The organism is Kitasatospora sp. NPDC086791 (assembly GCF_040685975.1).
In the GTDB taxonomy this organism is placed as follows: domain Bacteria; phylum Actinomycetota; class Actinomycetes; order Streptomycetales; family Streptomycetaceae; genus Kitasatospora.
Genome location: NZ_JBFBOC010000023.1, coordinates 44428 through 62426, shown reverse-complemented (window position 1 = coordinate 62426; position 17999 = coordinate 44428). Strand labels below are relative to the sequence as shown.

17 protein-coding genes are annotated in these 17999 nt (G+C 73.4%); 5 read left to right on the top strand and 12 right to left on the bottom strand.

Annotated features, from left to right (window positions below):
• Positions 1–186: 186 nt before the first annotated feature.
• Complete coding sequence (locus AB0Q99_RS25555; RefSeq protein ID WP_363575511.1) at positions 187–786, top strand: hypothetical protein; 600 nt, start codon at positions 187–189, stop codon at positions 784–786.
• A gap of 13 nt (positions 787–799) precedes the next feature.
• Here AB0Q99_RS25555 and AB0Q99_RS25550 read toward each other — a convergent pair whose 3' ends face one another.
• A complete protein-coding gene (locus AB0Q99_RS25550; protein WP_363575509.1) occupies positions 800–1801 on the bottom strand; it encodes a DMT family transporter in 1002 nt (333 codons plus the stop codon).
• 385 nt (positions 1802–2186) lie between these two features.
• Here AB0Q99_RS25550 and AB0Q99_RS25545 point away from each other — a divergent pair, with 385 nt between their 5' ends.
• Positions 2187–2900, top strand: coding sequence for a peptidylprolyl isomerase (locus AB0Q99_RS25545; RefSeq protein WP_363575507.1), 714 nt, complete (start codon positions 2187–2189; stop codon positions 2898–2900).
• A gap of 148 nt (positions 2901–3048) precedes the next feature.
• On the top strand, positions 3049–3471 hold the full coding sequence (locus AB0Q99_RS25540; RefSeq protein ID WP_363575505.1) for a MazG-like family protein: 423 nt from the start codon (positions 3049–3051) through the stop codon (positions 3469–3471).
• Here AB0Q99_RS25540 and AB0Q99_RS25535 read toward each other — a convergent pair.
• The 7 genes from AB0Q99_RS25535 to AB0Q99_RS25505 form a co-directional block, all read right to left on the bottom strand.
• Positions 3468–4778, bottom strand: a complete 1311-nt coding sequence (locus AB0Q99_RS25535) for a geranylgeranyl reductase family protein (RefSeq protein ID WP_363575503.1) — start codon at positions 4776–4778, stop codon at positions 3468–3470. The genes AB0Q99_RS25540 and AB0Q99_RS25535 overlap by 4 nt on opposite strands.
• Before the next feature lie 167 nt (positions 4779–4945).
• Complete coding sequence (locus AB0Q99_RS25530; protein ID WP_363575501.1) at positions 4946–5641, bottom strand: demethylmenaquinone methyltransferase; 696 nt, start codon at positions 5639–5641, stop codon at positions 4946–4948.
• A gap of 155 nt (positions 5642–5796) precedes the next feature.
• Positions 5797–6384, bottom strand: coding sequence for a hypothetical protein (locus AB0Q99_RS25525; RefSeq protein WP_363575499.1), 588 nt, complete (start codon positions 6382–6384; stop codon positions 5797–5799).
• Between the two features lie 303 nt (positions 6385–6687).
• On the bottom strand, positions 6688–7350 hold the full coding sequence (locus AB0Q99_RS25520) for a hypothetical protein (RefSeq protein WP_363575497.1): 663 nt from the start codon (positions 7348–7350) through the stop codon (positions 6688–6690).
• 44 nt (positions 7351–7394) lie between these two features.
• A complete protein-coding gene (gene mqnC, locus AB0Q99_RS25515; protein WP_363575495.1) occupies positions 7395–8615 on the bottom strand; it encodes a cyclic dehypoxanthinyl futalosine synthase in 1221 nt (406 codons plus the stop codon).
• Between the two features lie 111 nt (positions 8616–8726).
• Positions 8727–10517, bottom strand: coding sequence for a protein kinase (locus tag AB0Q99_RS25510; protein WP_363575493.1), 1791 nt, complete (start codon positions 10515–10517; stop codon positions 8727–8729).
• Positions 10518–10735: 218 nt separating this feature from the next.
• Positions 10736–11569 carry a menaquinone biosynthesis protein gene (locus AB0Q99_RS25505; protein WP_363575563.1) on the bottom strand — a complete coding sequence of 278 codons (834 nt, stop codon included), beginning with the start codon at positions 11567–11569 and terminating at the stop codon, positions 10736–10738.
• 458 nt (positions 11570–12027) lie between these two features.
• Here AB0Q99_RS25505 and AB0Q99_RS25500 point away from each other — a divergent pair, with 458 nt between their 5' ends.
• Complete coding sequence (locus AB0Q99_RS25500; protein WP_189920031.1) at positions 12028–12231, top strand: cold-shock protein; 204 nt, start codon at positions 12028–12030, stop codon at positions 12229–12231.
• Positions 12232–12519: 288 nt separating this feature from the next.
• On the opposite strand, the gene AB0Q99_RS25495 is transcribed toward AB0Q99_RS25500, so the two are convergent.
• Complete coding sequence (locus tag AB0Q99_RS25495; protein ID WP_363575491.1) at positions 12520–13860, bottom strand: dicarboxylate/amino acid:cation symporter; 1341 nt, start codon at positions 13858–13860, stop codon at positions 12520–12522.
• Positions 13861–14365: 505 nt separating this feature from the next.
• Between AB0Q99_RS25495 and AB0Q99_RS25490 the strand changes: the two genes are divergently transcribed.
• Complete coding sequence (locus AB0Q99_RS25490; RefSeq protein WP_363575490.1) at positions 14366–15577, top strand: MFS transporter; 1212 nt, start codon at positions 14366–14368, stop codon at positions 15575–15577.
• A gap of 136 nt (positions 15578–15713) precedes the next feature.
• Here AB0Q99_RS25490 and AB0Q99_RS25485 read toward each other — a convergent pair whose 3' ends face one another.
• The 3 genes from AB0Q99_RS25485 to AB0Q99_RS25475 all read right to left on the bottom strand — a co-directional run bounded on the left by AB0Q99_RS25485 (position 15714) and on the right by AB0Q99_RS25475 (position 17991).
• On the bottom strand, positions 15714–16874 hold the full coding sequence (locus AB0Q99_RS25485) for a LacI family DNA-binding transcriptional regulator (RefSeq protein ID WP_363575488.1): 1161 nt from the start codon (positions 16872–16874) through the stop codon (positions 15714–15716).
• 44 nt (positions 16875–16918) lie between these two features.
• The gene (locus AB0Q99_RS25480; RefSeq protein ID WP_363575486.1) at positions 16919–17263 is read right to left on the bottom strand and encodes a DUF4229 domain-containing protein; all 345 of its coding nucleotides are present in this window, start codon (positions 17261–17263) and stop codon (positions 16919–16921) included.
• Between the two features lie 161 nt (positions 17264–17424).
• On the bottom strand, positions 17425–17991 hold the full coding sequence (locus tag AB0Q99_RS25475; RefSeq protein ID WP_363575484.1) for a GNAT family N-acetyltransferase: 567 nt from the start codon (positions 17989–17991) through the stop codon (positions 17425–17427).
• Between the last annotated feature and the right edge of the window lie 8 nt (positions 17992–17999).

Sequence of the window (17999 nt, the reverse complement as noted above, 5' to 3'; positions counted from 1 at the left end):
CCACCTCTCCTCGACTGCCGTCACATTACGACGCGGGCCGGGTGGTGCGCCTGTGCCGATCGGCATATTTCACACGCCGGTTGAGCAGCGGGAACAGCCCGATCGGCACTGCCGCGAACCCCTGTCGGCCCTCCAGTCTTGAGTCATCGCACCGGCCGAGGGGGCCGAGCCGGAGGGGAGCCCACCATGTCGAAGCTCGTGATCAACGCCCGTACCGCCGCGCACCGTACCGCTGCATCCGGGGCGGCCGCCGCGCCCGCCGCCGGCCCGGACTTCCCGCCCGCACCGCGCTGGGCCCGGCTCGCCGCCAAGGCTGCGGCCCTGAGCGCCGTTCCCTCGGGGGTGTGGCGGATCGCCTTCGGCTTCGGCGTGCCGGTCGGATTCAACGGCGCGACGGCCGCGGCCTACGGCGAGCACCAGCCGGGCTGGGGCACCGTCTACTGCGTGGTGCTCAGCGCCCTGACCGAGGCCCTGGCCTTCCTGTCCCTCGGCCTGGTCCGGCCGTGGGGGCGGGTGGCGCCCCGGTGGATACCGCTGATCGGCGGCCGCCGGGTGCAGCCGCTCGCCGCGATCGTGCCGGCGCTGCTGGGCTCGGCGATACTCACCGTCCTCGGCACGAAGGCGCTGTTCGGCGGCTGGGCCCGCAACCTGGCCGACCCGGATTCGCCGCGCGGCCTCGCCGCCGTGGTGATGACCGGCGCCTACCTTCCGTTGGTCGCCTGGGGCCCGTTCCTCGGCGCGGTCACCGTCGACTACGCCCGTCGAACACTGCGGCGGCGCCGGTGACCGCGACGGCGGATCACGCCGAGGCCGGCTCCTGCTTCGGCTCCCCGGCCCCGGTGGCCGCCCTCTCCTCCGCCACTCCACCCGGCTCGGCACCCGCCTCGCCCCCGGCCGGTCGCGGCGCCGGAGCGGTACGGCGGCCCCACTCGGTCGCGATCAGCACCAGGGCTCCGCCGAGCAGGGCGAGCGGGCCCATCCGGTTCCCGGCCAGGGTGATCCCGAAAATGGCGGCCCAGAGCGGTTCGGTGCCGAGCAGCAGGCTCACCCGGGAGGGTGAGGTGGCCCGCACAGCCCACATCTGGACGAAGAAGGCGAACAGCGTGCAGAACAAGGACAGATGCAGCAACCAGGCCCACTGGCCGGCCCCGTACGAGCGAGCGACGGTCCACGGCGCCGGCCCCACCGACAGCGCGACGACGGCGAACACTCCGGTGGCCGTGGCGAGTTGCACCCAGGTCACGGCAAGCATGTCGGTGTCACGGAGGGCCCGGGTGCGGGCCATGGCGAGGACGTACCCGGAGCGGACGAGGGCGGCGCCCAACACCAGCAGGTCGCCGAGCGAGGGGGCGCGCAGCCCGCCGTCGCCGGTGAGCAGGGCAACTCCGAGGACGGCCAGTCCGGCGGCCGCCAGGAAGGCCCGCGGTGGCGCGGTCCGGCTGAGGGCGCTCTCGCCGAGCGGGGTGAGCACCATCGCGAGGCTGATGATCAGCCCGGCGTTGGTCGCGGAGGTGTGCACGGCCCCGTAGGTCTCCAGCAGGAAGATCCCGCTGAGCACCAGCCCCAGTGCGGCGCCGCCGAGCCACTCGGCGCGGCTCAGCCTCCGCAGGGCCCGCCAGGCGACCACCCCGAGCAGCGGCAGCACCAACCCGAAGCGCAGCACGAGCATCGCCACGACCGTCCCCGGCTCGGCCACCCGCTGGACGGCGAGGAAGCTCGACCCCCACACCACCGCCACGAGCAGCACCGGAAGATCACGAAGGACCGACGAGCGCGAGTCCTTGGACGAGGAGGCAGGCATGACGAGGATCCCTCCGAGCGAACGGAACCTGCGGACGCGAGGACCGTACGGCGTCGGACGGACCAAGGAGCCGGGTAGGAAGCCCGGCGGTGGACGGGGCACAGCATGGAGCGAAGGGGCGCCATCTTCCCGCACCGGACCGCCGGTGATCAATGCCGTTCCGGACAGCGGATGGTCAACCGTCGAGCAGGCCGTTCATCACGGCGATCGACTCGATGTCCGCTGGAGTGACCGGCGGGAGCGACAGCCTCGTCAACCCCAGCGGCCCCGGTGGGATCCCGCCCCCCGGAGCTGATCTGACCGACCATCACGCAGCCCGCGCCCCGGGGAGCCACGGCCGTCCCGACCCCTACCGCATCCCCACCCGGCCGTGGATGATTCCTCCATGACAATCCAGCCGTCCACCACCCCCCGGAAGGCCCGTCACGTGAAGCGCACGCACTGGGCGCTGGTCGCCGCCGCCACCGTCCTCCCGCTCGTGGCGAGCACCGGCACCGCCGTCGCGGACACCTCCGCCTCCACGGCAGCCACCCCCGCCGCCGGCTGCACCTACTCACCGGCCGTACCGGCCGACAATTTCAAGGGAATCCCGGTCTTCGACGCCAAGAAGGCGGCCAAGCCCTACCAAGCGACGCTACGGACCAGTCAGGGCGCGATCACCTTCGAGGCACTGACCGACAAGGCGCCCTGCACCACCTTCTCGTTCCGCTTCCTCGCCGAGCACGACTACTTCGACCGCAGCCACTGCCACCGCCTCACCACCCAGCGGCTCTACGTCCTGCAGTGCGGCGACCCGACCGGAACGGGCAGCGGCGGGCCCGGCTACTCCTTCCCCGACGAGAACCTGACCGGTGCCACCTACCCGGCCGGCACCGTGGCCATGGCCAACGCCGGTCCGAACACCAACGGCAGCCAGTTCTTCTTCGTCTGGAAGGACACCAAGCTCTCCCCCGCCTACACCCCGTTCGGCCGGGTCACGGCGGGTCTGGACGTCCTGCAGAAGATCGCCGCCGGCGGCGAGGACGACCAGAACAACCCCGGCGACGGCTTCCCCAACCTCCCCGTGAACATCCGCCACGTGAAGATCAGCACCCGCTGACCGGACGGGCCGGGCGCCACGGCGACCCGGCCCTCCAGCCGCCAACCAACCGCCCACCACCACGCCGCCCCACTGACCGCCCACCCACCACGCCGCACCGCTCCCGTACGGTGACAGCACCAACCACACCGCAGGGGAGCAACACCGTATGGACAGCCGGATCTGGGAGAGCGTCGACCACCTGGTCGCATGGCTGGACGAGCAGGGCTCGCAGTCGCCCCAGGAGGAACGCCTGCTGCGGATCCTCAAGCTTTCCGAGGAGGTCGGCGAGGTCGGCGCGGCCGTGATCGGTGCCACCGGCCAGAACCCGCGCAAGGGGGTGACCCACAGCTGGGAGGACGTCCAGCACGAGCTCTGCGACGTCGTCTTCGCCGCCCTGGTCGCCCTCCGGACGCTCACCCCCGACGCGGCCCGGGTCTTCGCCGACCGCCTGGCCTACGTCGAACAGCGCTCCGCCGTCTCCCGGCGCCCGGTTGACGGGCGCTCGGAGACGGCGGCGGGGAAGGCTTCGGAGGGGAAGGCTTCGGAGCGGAAGACCGCAGAGGAGAAGGCTGCGGGGCCCCGGGACTAGGCGTTCGGCGCGACCCGGGCGAGGCCGTTGATGACGCGGTCCATGGCGTCGCCGCCCTGCGGGTCGGTGAGGTTGGCGAGCAGCTTGAGGGTGAAGCGCATCAGCAGCGGCCGGGGCAGGCCGTGCTGGGCGGCCAACTGCATCACCTTCGGGTTGCCGATGAGCTTCACGAAGGCACGGCCCAGCGTGTAGTAGCCGCCGTACACGTCCTTGAGGATCCGCGGGTAGGCCTGGAGGGCGCGTTCCCGGCCGCCGTCGGTGACCCGGGCGAGCGCCTGCACGATGACCCCGGCGGCGATCTGGCCGGATTCCATCGCGTAGGCGATGCCCTCGCCGTTGAACGGGTTGACCATGCCGCCCGCGTCGCCGACGAGCAGCAGGCCGCGGGTGTAGTGCGGCTGCCGGTTGAAGGCCATCGGCAGCGCGGCGCCGCGGATCGGCTCGGTCATGTTGTCGGGGGTGTAGCCCCACTCCTCCGGCATGCCGGCGCACCAGGCCTTGAGCACGTCGCGCCAGTCCAGCTCGCCGAAGGCCGGCGAGGAGTTGAGGATGCCGAGGCCGACGTTGGAGGTGCCGTCACCCATGCCGAAGACCCACCCGTAACCGGGCAGCAGCTTGCGCTGCCCGCCGCGGGTGTCCCACAGCTCCAGCCAGGACTCCAGGTAGTCGTCGTCGTGGCGCGGGGAGGTGAAGTAGGTGCGGTAGGCGACGCCCATCGGGCGGTCCTCGCGCCGGTGCAGGCCCATGGCGAGCGAGAGCCGGGTCGAGTTGCCGTCGGCGGCGACGACCAGCGGGGCGCGGAAGGTGACCGGCCGCTTCTCCTCGCCGAGCTTGGCGGTGACGCCGACGATCCGCCCGGTGCGCTCGTCCAGGACCGGCCCGCTGACGTTGCAGCGCTCGTAGAGCCGCGCACCGGCCTTCTCGGCCTGACGGGCCAGCAGCTCGTCGAAGTCGGCCCGCTTGCGGACCAGACCGTAGTCGGGGAAGGAGGACAGCTCGGGCCAGTCCAGCTCCAGCCGGACACCGCCGCCGATGATGCGCAGGCCCTTGTTGTGCAGCCAGCCGTTCTCGGTGGAGACGTCGATGCCCATGTCCACCAGCTGCTTGGTGGCGCGCGGGGTGAGGCCGTCGCCGCAGACCTTCTCCCGCGGGAAGGCGGTCTTCTCCAGCAGCAGCACGTCCAGCCCGGCCTGGGCCAGGTAGTACGCGGTGGTGGCACCGGCCGGACCCGCGCCGACCACGATGACGTCGGCCGTGCTCTCCACCGGGCTGTCCGGCTTCGTCAGATCGGCTGCGGTCTCGGACACGTGGACACACTCCTGGAGCTGCGGCGGGGGACGGCGGCTTTTGTCTCCGGCAGTCTAGTTCCGCTCACGCTTCCGGAACCGCCCGCGCCCCCGCCGCACCCGCTGCCGCAACCACCCAGCCTCAGCCGACCGCCCCCCTCGGCCGCCCCCTCGGCCGCCCGCGGCGGCTACGCGGTCTTGTACGCCCGGTGCAGCGCGACGATCCCGCCGGTCAGGTTCCGCCAGGCGACCTTCGACCAGCCGTTCTCCTGCAGCTTGGCGGCCAGCCCGGGCTGGTCCGGCCAGGCCCGGATGGACTCGGCGAGGTAGACGTACGCCTCCGGGTTGCTGCTGACGGCCGTGGCGACCGGCGGCAGCGCGCGCATCAGGTACTCGGTGTAGACCGTCCGGAACGGCGTCCAGGTCGGCGTGGAGAACTCGCAGATCACCAGCTTGCCGCCGGGCTTGGTGACCCGCAGCATCTCGCTCAGCGCCGCGTCGGTGTCCTGGACGTTGCGCAGCGCGAAGGAGATCGTCACCGAATCGAAGGTGCCGTCCGCGAACGGCAGCCGGGTGGCGTCCCCGGCGGTGAGCGCCAGCTCGGGGTGGCGGGCCTTGCCCTCGGCGAGCATGCCCACCGAGAAGTCGCACGGGACGACCTGGGCCCCGGCCTCGACGAAGGGCAGCGAGGAGGTGCCGGTACCGGCCCCGAGGTCGAGCACGAGGTCCCCCGGTCCGGCGGCCACCGCCTCGGCCACCGCCCGGCGCCAGGCGCGGGCCTGGCCGAGGGAGAGCACGTCGTTGGTGCGGTCGTAGTTCGCCGCGACGTCGTCGAACATGGCGGCGACTTCGTGCGGCTGCTTGTCCAGAGAGGCTCGGGTCACGCCCCCATTGTTCACCCTCGCTCGGACACCCCGACCAACGGGGCGCACCAACGGGGCTCACCGTGGGGTGCACCACCGGATGCACGACCGGGCACGCCGACAGGCCACCCCGGTCACCCCGGCCACCCCGACCACCCCGGTCGGGAACGGTTCCCTCAGTGCTGCCCGCGCCGCCCGCCCACCCGCCGCTTCCGGCGGGAGCGCTTGCCGTGGGTGATCGCGGGCATCCCGTCCGCCAGGGCCTCCGTCGCCAGCGCGAGGTTGGCGGCCAGCCGCCCCTGTCCGGCGCGGACCGCGACGGCCCTGCGGTGCCGCCAGATGCGCAGCACGCAGACCGCGAAGAGCACCACGGCGACCGGCACGCTGAACCGGGCCAGGCCCACGCCGACGGGCTGCGGGTAGGTGTCGCCGCAGATTCGCACCGCGCCCGCGTCGTCGGCCGCGTGCTCCAGGCAGACCGCGTCGCCGAGCCTGGTGCCGTCCGCGAGCGGCAGCGCGGCCGCGGTGTGCGGCTGACCGCCCACCTGGTAGCTGACGGAGCTGTAGGTGCCGCCGCCGGTCGGGAGCTGGGTGACGACGCCCTCGACCCTCACCGGGTGTGCCGCGATCCGGTCGGCCTGGTCGGCCTGGCGCCAGCCGAGCAGGCACATGCCGACGGCCAGCACGGCGCTGAGCACGGCGGCGAGGTACCAACCACGGCCCAACCGCGGGACGCGCGGCGGGGGAACGGTCGCGGTTCGCATGGTTCCTGTCCTGGCTTGCCGTTCGGGGCCGGGGGACGGGCCCCGCCGCCCGCGGGCACGGGCGGTGGTGTGGTGAGGGTACGGAGTGATCTGACCGGGATCGTATCCGCTGGCGGGCCCTCAGGTCACGGCGAAGGGACAATCACCCCCCGCCACCGGCACCGGAGTTCGGGTGCACACGAAGGAAGTCCCTTGCGCGGAAAGGGAATCCGGCTACTGATGAGTACGTCACACCGGCGCCGCTGCTCCCCCGCCGCTCCCCCGCCGAACCGGGGCGGCCCCACCGACCCGCCGCCGGTCCACTCAGCGCCGCCGGTACACCAACCGTCCGCCCAGCACCGTGGCCAGGCACCCGCCCGCCACCGGCTCGGCGCGCCCCTCCCCCGCGGCCGCGAACACCGCGAAGTCCGCCCGACCGCCGACCGCCACCCGCCCGTGCACGGCCTCCGCGAAGGGCAGCACGGCCAGCGGGTCCAACGGCCCCGCGCCCACAGCCCCCGCACCACCCGAAGCCCCCGGCAGGACCGGCAGGACCGGCAACCCCACCAGCCCCGACCGCCCCACCGCCGTCCGCACCGAAGAACGCTCGAACGGCCCGGCCACCGCCGTCACCCCGAACCCGAGCATCCGCTGCAGCCCGCGCCGCGCACTCGCCCCGCACCGCGCCTCGTCCGTCGACCCGACCAGCCCGTCCGCCACCGGCTCGACGCCGATCTCCTCCCGGGGGTCCGGGTGGTACGCCCGCTCCAGGAGCGAGTGCCCGTACGGGTTGCGCAGCCCCGGGGAGAGCACCGCCGAGCCCCAGTCCCGCACCCGCGCGCCCGGGTGGGCGGCCGCCAGCTCCCGGTACGGCCCGACCGCCTCGACGAGCTCGCCACGCACCACCACCGCCCCGTCCACGAAGGACCGGGCGGTCGGATCGGCCGGGTCGGGCAGCACGAAGGCCGCCCGGTGCAGGGTCAACACGGCGGGGTCAGCACGTCGGGGTCAGCACGTCGGGGTCGGCGTCCTCAGTTGTCCAGGATCTTCAGCTCGGGGTGCGCCGTGCCGCCCTCGATCGCCGTGGAGGCGATGTGCGAGGCGACCCGCGGGTCGACCGGGTCGTTCGCCGGGTCGTCCAGCACCCGCAGGTGCTCGTACGTGGTCGAGCGCTGCGCCGGGACGCGGTCGGCGGCCCGGATCAGGTGGATCAGCTCGGTGAGGTTGGAGCGGTGCTTGGCGCCGGCCGCCGAGACGACGTTCTCCTCCAGCATGACCGAGCCGAGGTCGTCCGCGCCGTAGTGCAGCGACAGCTGGCCCGCCTCCTTGCCGGTGGTGAGCCAGGAGCCCTGGATGTGGGCGACGTTGTCGAGGAACAGGCGGGCGATGGCGATCATCCGCAGGTACTCGAAGACGGTGGCCTGGGTCGAGCCCTTGAGGTGGTTGTTCTGCGGCTGGTAGGTGTACGGGATGAAGGCGCGGAAGCCGCCGGTGCGGTCCTGCACGTCGCGGATCATCCGCAGGTGCTCGATCCGCTCGGCGTTGGTCTCGCCGGTGCCCATCAGCATGGTGGAGGTGGACTCCACGCCGAGGCCGTGCGCGGCCTCCATGATCTCCAGCCAGCGCTCGCCGGACTCCTTCAGCGGGGCGATCGCTCTGCGCGGACGCTCCGGCAGCAGCTCGGCGCCGGCGCCGGCGAAGGAGTCCAGGCCCGCCTTGTGGATCCGGGTGATGGCCTCCTCGATGGAGACGCCCGAGATCCGGGCCATGTGCTCGACCTCGGAGGCGCCCAGCGAGTGGATCACCAGCTGCGGGAAGTCGGCCTTGATCGCCGAGAACGCGCGCTCGTAGTACTCCACGCCGTAGTCCGGGTGGTGGCCGCCCTGGAACATGATCTGGGTGCCGCCCAGCTCGACCGTCTCGGCGCAGCGGCGCAGGATCTCGTCGAGCTCGCGGGACCAGCCCTTGTCGCTCTTCGGCGGCACGTAGAAGGCGCAGAACTTGCACGCCGTCACGCAGACGTTGGTGTAGTTGATGTTCCGCTCGATGATGTACGTCGCGATGTGCTCGGTACCGGCGTAGCGGCGGCGGCGCACCGCGTCGGCGGCGGAGCCGAGAGCGTGCAGCGGCGCCGAGCGGTACAGCTCCAGCGCCTCCTCCGGAGTGATCCGGCCGCCGGCGGCGGCCCGGTCGAGCAGGGCCTGCAGGTCGGTGCTGGACGCATCGAGGGTGGTCGCTGCGAGCTCGGTCACCTGGCGGCCTTCTCTCTCTCGGGTGTTGCTGCGGTCTGCGCTGCCGGCCCGGACAACGGGGCGTCCGGGTACGGCCGAACCAGCCTACGCCAGCACGTTTCACCGTCCGCGTCAGCCCGCTCTTCGCACCACCCCGCCCTGCACGGTGGTGGCGCCGTTGCTGACGTCGTAGCGGAGGGTGCCGTCCGGCAGGAGGGTGAGCACGCGGGGAAGCGCGATGTTCTGGCAGGTCGCGGCACTCGACGCGGCCAGCCGCGAGGTGTACACCAGGGCCGTCGCCGAAACGCTCCGGAGCGTCCAGGCGCCCTCGCACACGGCCCCGTTGGAGCCGGCCATCCGGGTCGTGGTGCTCTCGTCCCCGATCCCGCCCTGGCCGACGGAGATGGTGATGACGCCGACGGCACCGCCGGCGACCACGTCGACCTCGCCGCGCCACAGGCCGAGGTACGCGGTCGGTACCAGGTTCCGTCCGGCCGCGACGGGGATCGTCGGATCGCCGACCGGCTCCGTCGTCAGGCCGGTGGAGGCGGTCGCCCGGTCGGCCTCCTCCACCAGGTACCGGAGCGTCATCACGGCGGCCGTCACCAGGACCAGCACGGCCAGCATCACGACCGGCACCCGCCACCAGCGCCGCCGTCTCCGCCGTGGCTCCGGCTCCGGCCCCGGCCCCATCCCCGGTCCCGGCACCCACCCCGCCCCCGGTCCGGGCACCCACCCGGGTCCGGACCCCCATCCCGCCCCCGGCATGGGCACCGTCCTCGGCGACGACCTGTCCCCGCCGGGCGCAGCCGCCCCGCCCGAGGACGGCATCGCCCCCGGGGGCCGCGACGGCCGGGGCGGCGCCCCGCCCGGGGTGGCCCCCGCCGAAGGCTTCCCCCGCGGCCTCGGCGGCACCCGCCCACCTGCCGCCCGCCCGCCTGTCGCCTGCCTACCCGCAGCCGGGCCACCCGCCGCGGCCCCGCCGGCCGCCGGTCCCCCTGCCCCCGGCCCCGCGCCCTCCGTTTCCAGGTCCAGCAGTTGGACCGCGCCGCGCCCCACCACCGCCGCCAACTCCGCGGACAGCCACCCGCCCCGCTCCAGCCGGGTGGCGGCCGTCCCCTCGTCGTCCAGCCAGGCACGCAGCCGCTGGGGCACCGGGCGGGCGTCCGGATCCTTGGCCAGGCAGTCGAGCAGGATCCAGCGCAGGGACTCGCTCGTCCCGAGCAGTTCCGGGTGGTCGTACACCGTCCGGAACATCACCGCCGCCGGCTGTGCCTCCTGCCCGAACGGGAGCTTCCCGGTCGCCGCGTAGGCGAGCACCGCGCCCAGCGAGAACACGTCGGTGGCCGCCCCGACCTTCTCCCCGCGCGTCTGCTCCGGCGACATGAAGCCGGGCGAGCCGATCAGGGTGCCGGTCCCGGTGAGGTTGCTGGTCCCGTCCAGCGCGCGGGCGATGCCGAAGTCGATCAGCCGGGGGCCGTCCAGCGTGATCAGCACGTTGGACGGTTTGACGTCCCGGTGCACCAGACCGAGCCGGTGCACGTGGGTCAGTGCCTCGGCCAGCCCGACGCCGAGGGCGCGTACGGTCGGCTCGGGCAGCGGCCCGAACTCCCGGACGGCGGCGCTCAACGAGGGACCGGCGACGTAACCGGTGGCCACCCAGGGCTGGGCGCCCTCGGTGTCCGCGTCCAGCACGGGGGCCGTCCAGTCCCCGCCGACCTTGCGGGCGGCGGCCACCTCCTGCCGGAAACGGGCCCGGAACCGGGCGTCCGCGGCGAACTCCCGGCGCACCACCTTGACCGCGACGGTGCGCCCGCCGGGCGTCCGCCCGAGGTAGACCCGGCCCATGCCGCCGGCCCCGAGCTGCCCGAGTAACCGGTAGTCACCCAGCTCGCGCGGATCGTCCGGCCCCAGCGGCTGCATCGCCACGCTCCCCTCGACGGGCCCCGTGCCCGAGCCGAACCGTACCGGCCGAGTTCCCCGAAGGGACCCCGTTCTCGTCACGGATCGGACACCACTGGCACGAGCCCGCTACGACCGCCGAGGACGGCCGGGAAGGCGCGGCGGAATTCGACGCGGGGAGCCCCGGGGAGACCACCCAGGCAGACAGCCCGGGAGACCGGCCCGGCGTCAGCCCGGCCTCAGCCCAGCGGCAGCTCAGCCGGCTCCAGCAGCCGCACCGCCACGTCCGGCGCGAAGCCGCTGTCGTGCGCGACCCGCCGGGCGAACTCGGCGACGCCGGCCAACTGGCGCTCCCCGAGCGAGAAGTCGAGCGCCTCGCTGAAGTAACGCTCCAGCACGTCCGCCCCGAAGGCCTCCCAGCGGGCGGCCTGCTCGGCGACCTTGGCGGCCTCCACCAGCGAGAGGTCGCGGGATTCCAGGAAGGCCCGGTGCACGGCCGCGGTCAGCTCGGGGCACCGCTCGGCGAACTCACGGCGCACCGCCCAGACCGCGAAGACGAACGGCAGGCCGGTCCACTCCTTCCACATCGCACCGAGGTCGTGGACGGTCAGCCCGAGGTCGGCGGCCTGCCCGAGGTAGGCGCGCAGCGCCGGGTCGCCGATCAGGACGGCGGCGTCGGCCTCGGCGAGCATCGCGCTGAGGTCCGGCGGGCAGCTGAAGTAGTCCGGACGCACGCCCTCGCGCTCCTCCAGGAGCAGTCGGGCGAGCCGGACGGACGTGCGACTGGTGGAGCCGAGGGCGACCCGGCGGCCGTCGAGGTCGGCGAGCGGCACCTTGCTCACGATCAGGCAGGACATCACCGGGCCGTCGCTGCCGACCGCGATGTCGGGCAGGACCAGCAGGTCGTCGGCGTTGCGCAGGTACTCCACACAGGTGATCGGCCCGATGTCCAGGGCGCCGCCGACGAGCTGGTCGCTCAGCTTCTCCGGGGTGTCCTTGGTGAGATCCAGGTCGAGCAGATTGCCGGTCCTGGCGAGCCCCCAGTAGAGGGGAACGCAGTTCAGGAACTGAATATGGCCGACCCGGGGCCTGGCCGGGGTGTTGTCCTGGGGCTCCCGCGTTCGCGCGTCCGGTGTTTGTGCGTCCGGTGCTGCCACTGCGCCGCTCCCTTGCTGTTCGTGCGCTTCCCCGCAGCGTATGCCCGCCGTTCGGCACGGCTCGCACCGGCCACCCGACACGCCCTCACGCGCCCCCAACACGCCTTTCCGCGCCCGCTCTCGCCCTTACGACACGCGCCTTCCACGCCGTAAGTGACCTCTGGTCGTCACAGCGGCCGCATGCTAGCGTTGCCCTCAGTTGCAGTTTGATTCCCCTTGCAGTACTTGAAGCCTGCGGAGCATGTAACCGCGGGCTTTTTGTAGTTTTTCAGCAATATCGAAAAACTTCGGACTCGTCCGGAGGCAGGGCGATCAGCGCAGCGGACCGGGAGCCACACGGTGTGGTTCCCGACACGCATCGCAAGGAGAACGGCATGGCTCAGGGAACCGTCAAGTGGTTCAACGCTGAGAAGGGCTTCGGCTTCATCGCCCAGGAGGGCGGCGGCCCCGACGTCTTCGTTCACTACTCCGCCATCAACGCGAACGGCTTCCGTTCGCTGGAGGAGAACCAGACGGTCACCTTCGACGTCACCCAGGGTCCGAAGGGCCCGCAGGCGGAGAACGTCACCGCTGTCTGACCATCCTCTGATGATCTGATCGCTCGGGACCCCGACGGGTCCACCGGCGGCTCCCGACAGCCGCCAGCATGAGCACAAGAGCAGTACCCAAGGGGGCCCGCCTATCGGTGGGCCCCCTGCCTTTTCGTCACCTTTTCGTCCGAAACCCGCCGCGCCGGGCGCGACGAGCCGGTCCGCCCGGTCCGGACGAGACACCAGGCCCGGACGAGCCGCACGGCCCGGAGCCGGAAGCGGCGAAGTGCCCTCCCCCGCCAGGGAGAGGGCACTTCGCCGTGCGTCCGACGAGGATCAGGCGGCAGTGGCAGCCTTCGCGGTGGCCTGGGCCGGGACGGTGACCGGCTCGTCCAGCAGGTCGCCCTGCGGGTTGTCGTAGGCCTCGCGGTCGAGGATGCCCTCCCGCGCCGCGACCAGGACCGGTACCAGCGCCTGGCCCGCGACGTTGGTCGCGGTGCGCATCATGTCCAGGATCGGGTCGATGGCGAGCAGCAGGCCGACGCCCTCCAGCGGCAGGCCCAGGGTGGAGAGGGTCAGCGTCAGCATGACGATCGCACCGGTGAGGCCCGCGGTGGCGGCCGAGCCGACCACCGAGACGAAGGCGATCAGGATGTAGTCCTTGATGCCGAGCTCGATGTTGTAGACCTGCGCGACGAAGATCGCGGCGATCGCCGGGTAGATCGCGGCGCAGCCGTCCATTTTGGTGGTCGCGCCGAACGGCACCGAGAACGACGCGTACTCGCTCGGGACGCCGAGGCGCTCGGTGACCCGGCGGGTGACCGGCAGGGTGCCGACCGAGGAGCGCGAGACGAAGGCCAGCTGGATCGCGGGCCAGGCGCCCTTGAAGAAGTGCAGCGGGTTGAGGCCGGCGGCGAAGCGCAGCAGCAGCGAGTAGACGACGAACAGGACCAGCGCGCAGCCGACGTAGATGTCGAGGGTCAGCGTGGCGAAGGGCTTGAGCAGGTCCCAGCCGTACTTGGCGACGGACTTGCCGATCAGGCCGAGGGTGCCGAGCGGAGAGAGCCGGATGACCCACCACAGCGCGGTCTGGGTCAGCTCCAGCACGGACTCGCTGAGCTTGAGGACCGGCTCGGCCTTGGCGCCGAGCTTGATGATGGCCGCGCCGACCACGACCGCCATGAAGACGATCTGCAGCACGTTCACCTTGGCGAAGGCGTCGACGATGTTGGTCGGGAAGATCCCGGTCAGGAAGTCGATCCAGGTGCCCTTGGAGTCGAGCGCCTTGAGGCCCTCGGTCTTCAGGTTCGTGCCCTGGCCGGGGTTGGTCAGCAGGCCCAGGCCCAGGCCGATGCCGACCGCGATCAGCGAGGTGATCATGAACCAGAGCAGCGTGCGGGTGGCCAGCCGGGCCGCGTTGGTGACGTTGCGCAGGTTGGCGACGCTCACCACGATCGCGGTGAACACCAGCGGCGGGACGGCCAGCTTGAGCAGCTGGACGAAGATCTTGCCGATGGTCTCCAGGGTGGTGGCCAGCCAGGAGATGTCGGCGGCCCGGGCCAGGTAGCCGAGGCCGACGCCGAGCACGAGGCCGGCGACGATCTGCACCCAGAACGGCGTCTTGCGGATACGGGCGAGCACGGACGGCGACGAAGTCGCCTCGGGCGCTGTGGACATGGGGGAGCGGCTCCGGGGGAGGGCGTTGCTGACGGGAGGTGAGGCGTGGGGCGGCGCGGGCGGCACGGCGCGGGGCCGGACGGGAGGGGTCGGGGCCCCGGTCAGGGGCGTGCCGCCGCGATACAGCTCGGGGCGGTACAGCGCGGAGCAGTACGGCGCAGGGCGGCACCGCGCGGGGCGCGACAACGGCGCGGGCTGTCCACAGCGCCGGTCAGAGCGCACCGGCGGGCGGCGCCGGGCAGGGGGCCCGGGCCGTTCGTCCGCAGTGCGTCTGAGGCTGTCATGGCCGTTACGTTAGCAGTAAAGGTTTGAGATGTTCAAAGTAGTTGTTTGAGATGGCGTAAACCCCCTCCCCACCTGCGCCCCACCCCGACGTCGAGCTCCGGACACGAACGAGACCGACGCCCCATCAGCGCCGACCGGCGGTCCGATTGACCGCCGAGCAGTTATACGTATAACTTTGCGATGTCCCCGCCCCCGCCTGCCCAGACCGGAGAAGACGCCGATGGGCTACCTCGCCCTGCTCCGCGCCCCGCACGTCACCCGCCTGCTCCTCGGCACCCTGCTCGGCCGCCTGCCCGCCGGCATGACCGCCCTGGTGATCGCCCTCGCCCTGCGCGAAGCCGGCGCGCCGTACGGACGGATCGGGCTGGCCACCGCCGCCTACGCGATCTCGGCGGCCGTCGGCGGACCGGTGCTCGGACGGATCGTCGACCGCACCGGACAGCCGCGCGTCCTGCTCGCCTCGGCCGTGGTGGCCGGCGGCGGGTACGCGCTGCTCGCCCTCGCGCCCGGCTCCCCGCTCGCCGCCACCGTCGGCGCCGCGATCGCCGGCCTCGCCATGCCCCCGCTGGAGCCCTGCCTGCGCTCGCTCTGGCCGGAGGTCGTCGAGGAGGAGCAGCTCGACACCGCCTACGCCTTCGACTCCGCCTCCCAGCAGATCCTCTACGTCGCCGGGCCGCTGGCCGTCGCCGGGATCGCCGGCCTGTTCAGCCCGGTGGTCGCGCTCTGGGCGGCCGCCGGACTGGGCCTGACCGGCGCGCTGATCGTGGCCAGCACCGCACCGGCCAAGTCCTGGCGCGCCCCGGTCCGCGCGCACTCCGCCGGACTGCTCGGACCGCTGCGCTCCCCCGGCCTGGTACTGCTGCTGGTCGGACTGGCCGGGGCGGGCTGGGCGGTCGGCGCGCAGAACGTGCTGTTCATCGCCTACGCCGAGCACCACTCCGACGCACTGCCGGGCGGCGCCGGCACCCTGCTGGCGCTGGCCGCGCTCGGCGGGCTGCTCGGCGCGCTCGCCTACGGCGCCGTCAAGTGGCGGCAGACCACCGCCACCCGGACCTGGGTGATGGCGCTCGCGATGGCCGCCTCGTACCTGCCCCTGGTCACCCTGCCCGGGCCGTACCCGATGGCCGCGCTGGCCTTCCTGTCCGGAGTCATGCTGGCGCCCCTGCTCGCGGCGGCGTTCGTCCTGGTCGCCGAGCTGGCGCCGACCGGCACGGTCACCGAGGCCTTCGCCTGGCTGGTGACGCTGTTCGCCACCGGCAACTCGCTCGGCTACGCGGTCTCCGGCAACCTCGCCGAGGACTCGCTGCGGTCCGTCGCCCTGTGCGCGGCCGGCGGGATCGCGCTCGGCGGACTGCTGCTGTTCGGCGCCCGGCGCTGGTTCCACCCGACGCCCGTCACACCCGTCCCGGCCCGTCCCGTCCCGGTGGGCTGAGCCCCGTCCCGGTGGGTCGAGCCCGCCCCGGCGGGTCGAGCCCGCCCCGGCGGGTCGAGCCCGCCCCACGAACGACTGCGCCCACCGGTGGTCTGGCCGGTGGGCGCAGTCCCCTTCCCGGGCCCGACCGCCGGTGCTACGCCGAGGCCGTGGAGGCCCGCAGCACCAGCGAGGTGGCCAACGACGCCACCGGCTCCACCCGCTCCCCGCGCAGCAGTCCCGCCAGCGCGGCCGCGCCCGCCCGGCCCAGCTCCTCGCCGGGCAGGTCGACGGTGGTCAGCGGTGGGGCGAGCAGCGCGGCCACCGCGACGTTGTCCATGCCGACCACGGACAGGTCCTCCGGCACCCGCAGCCCCAGCTCGGCGGCGGCCTGGTAGACCCCGGAGGCGACCACGTCATCGTCGCAGATCACCGCGCGCGGCCGGTCCGGCCGCGCCAGCAGCCGGTCCGCGACGGTCCGCGCGGCCCGGTGCCCGTCGTTCAGGCTCACGCCCAACTCCACGACGTCCAGGCCGAGTTCCAGCACGGCCCGCTCGAAGGCGGCCTGCCGTACCCGGAAGGTGTACGCGGCGTGGGTGGAACGCAGCCGGCCGATCCGGCGGTGGCCGAGCGCGGCCAGGTGCTCGACGGCGGCGCGCATCCCGCCGGCCACGTCGAGCTCGACGGTCGGGCGGGTGCGGTCGGTGCCCGGGTCGGCGTCCAGGAAGACGGCGGGGGTGTCGGCGGGCAGTTCGCCGAGCTGGCTGTCGTCCGGGGAGCAGATCAGCAGGCCGTCGAAGCGGCCGGCGGTGGCCGCCTCGGCGAGGGTGGCGCTGCCCCAGCCGGAACTCACCACGACCGCCAGGCCGTTGCGGCCGGCCTCCTGGTGGACCCCGTCCAGCACCCGGCCGAAGAACGGGCCCTGGAGGTTCGGCACGGAGAGCAGGATCATCCCGCTGCGGCCCAGCCGCAGCTGCCGGCCGGCCGCCTGCGGGCGGTAGCCGAGGCTGCGGGCCGCCTCCCGGACCCGCTGCCGGGTGGCCTCGGAGACCCGGCGGCCTGCCTCGGCACCGGAGAAGACCAGCGACACGGTGGCCTGGGAGACCCCGGCGAGCCGGGCGACGTCCCGCCCGGTGGGCCGGCGGACGGGGGCCGGCCAGGTCCCGAGCGCGCTCTCGGCGGACGACTGCCCGGACGGCCGCTCGGGCTGGTGTTCGGACAGTGGCCCGGACGGCTGCGCGGACAACCGCTCAGGCGGCTGCGCGGACAGCTGCCCGGACGGGTGCCCGGGCGGCGCGGAGTCTGGGGTCGCGGGCACGGCGGCTGCGGCGGGGGCTCGGCGGTCGGGGTGGGGACCGGGGGTCAGTTCTGCCCGGCGGCCGCCGCGCGGGCGGCGTCGTCGGCGGCGTCCTCCTCGGCGTTCTGCGCGGCGATCCGCTCGGCGGTGCGGTTGCGCAGCCCGGTGACCTTGCCGCTGATCTGGGCGGACATCTCGTCGCGCTGCTTGCTCAGCAGCGCGTAGCTGATCGGCGCGGAGGCGATCGCGGCCAGCAGGAACAGGAAGACCATGCCGGCCTCGCCGGTGACCGGGATGATCTGGAAGTGCCCGAGCAGCAGGGCCACCAGCAGGCAGCCGAGGAAGATGCTGACCCGCATGGAGGTGTAGCGGAGCGTGGCGTGCGACTTCTCCGGGCCGTTGCTGCTCACTGGAACACATCCTTCTCGTCGCGCGGGGCGGGTCCGGGCGGGGGCGGGCCCTCCAGTCAAGCATGCCTGACGGCCGCCGCGGCCGGTGCCCCTCCCGCCCGGAGTCGGGCGAGCGCGCCGGGTGACCCACCGCGACCGTTCGCACCCGCCCGGGGCGGGAGTCAGCGCAGGTCGAGCCACATCGTGATGTCGTCGCGGTCGTCCCCGGGAGCGACCCGGATCGCGGCCGGCACCCGGCCGACCTCCTGGTAGCCGCTGCGGGCGTAGAAGCGCTCCAGCCCCAGGCCGCCGCGCGCGGTGAGCCGCAGCGACTGCAGGCCCCACTGCCGGGCGATCCGCTCGGCCTCGGCGAGCAACTCGGCGCCGTAGCCGCGGCCCTGGCAGTCGGGGTGCACCATCACCCGCTTGAGCATCCGCCAGTGCTCCATCGGTTCGAAGCGCATCGATTCGAAGAACAGCACGCCGACCAGCCGCCCGCGGTCGCCGTCACCACCGTCGCCCTCGCCGCCCTCGCCGCCCTCGCCGTCGTACGCGACCAGCAGCCGGTCCGGACCGTCCGGCCCGACCCCGGCGAACTGGCGGTCGGCGGTGTCCCACACCTCGTCCTCGGTGACCGGCGCCACGAAGCCGACCGCGCCGCCGGCGTTGGTGACGTCGGTCCACAGCCGGACGATCCCGGTCCGCAGGCCGGGGTCGAGCTTCGGATCGAGGGTGAAGGTGAGCGCCATGGAACGGA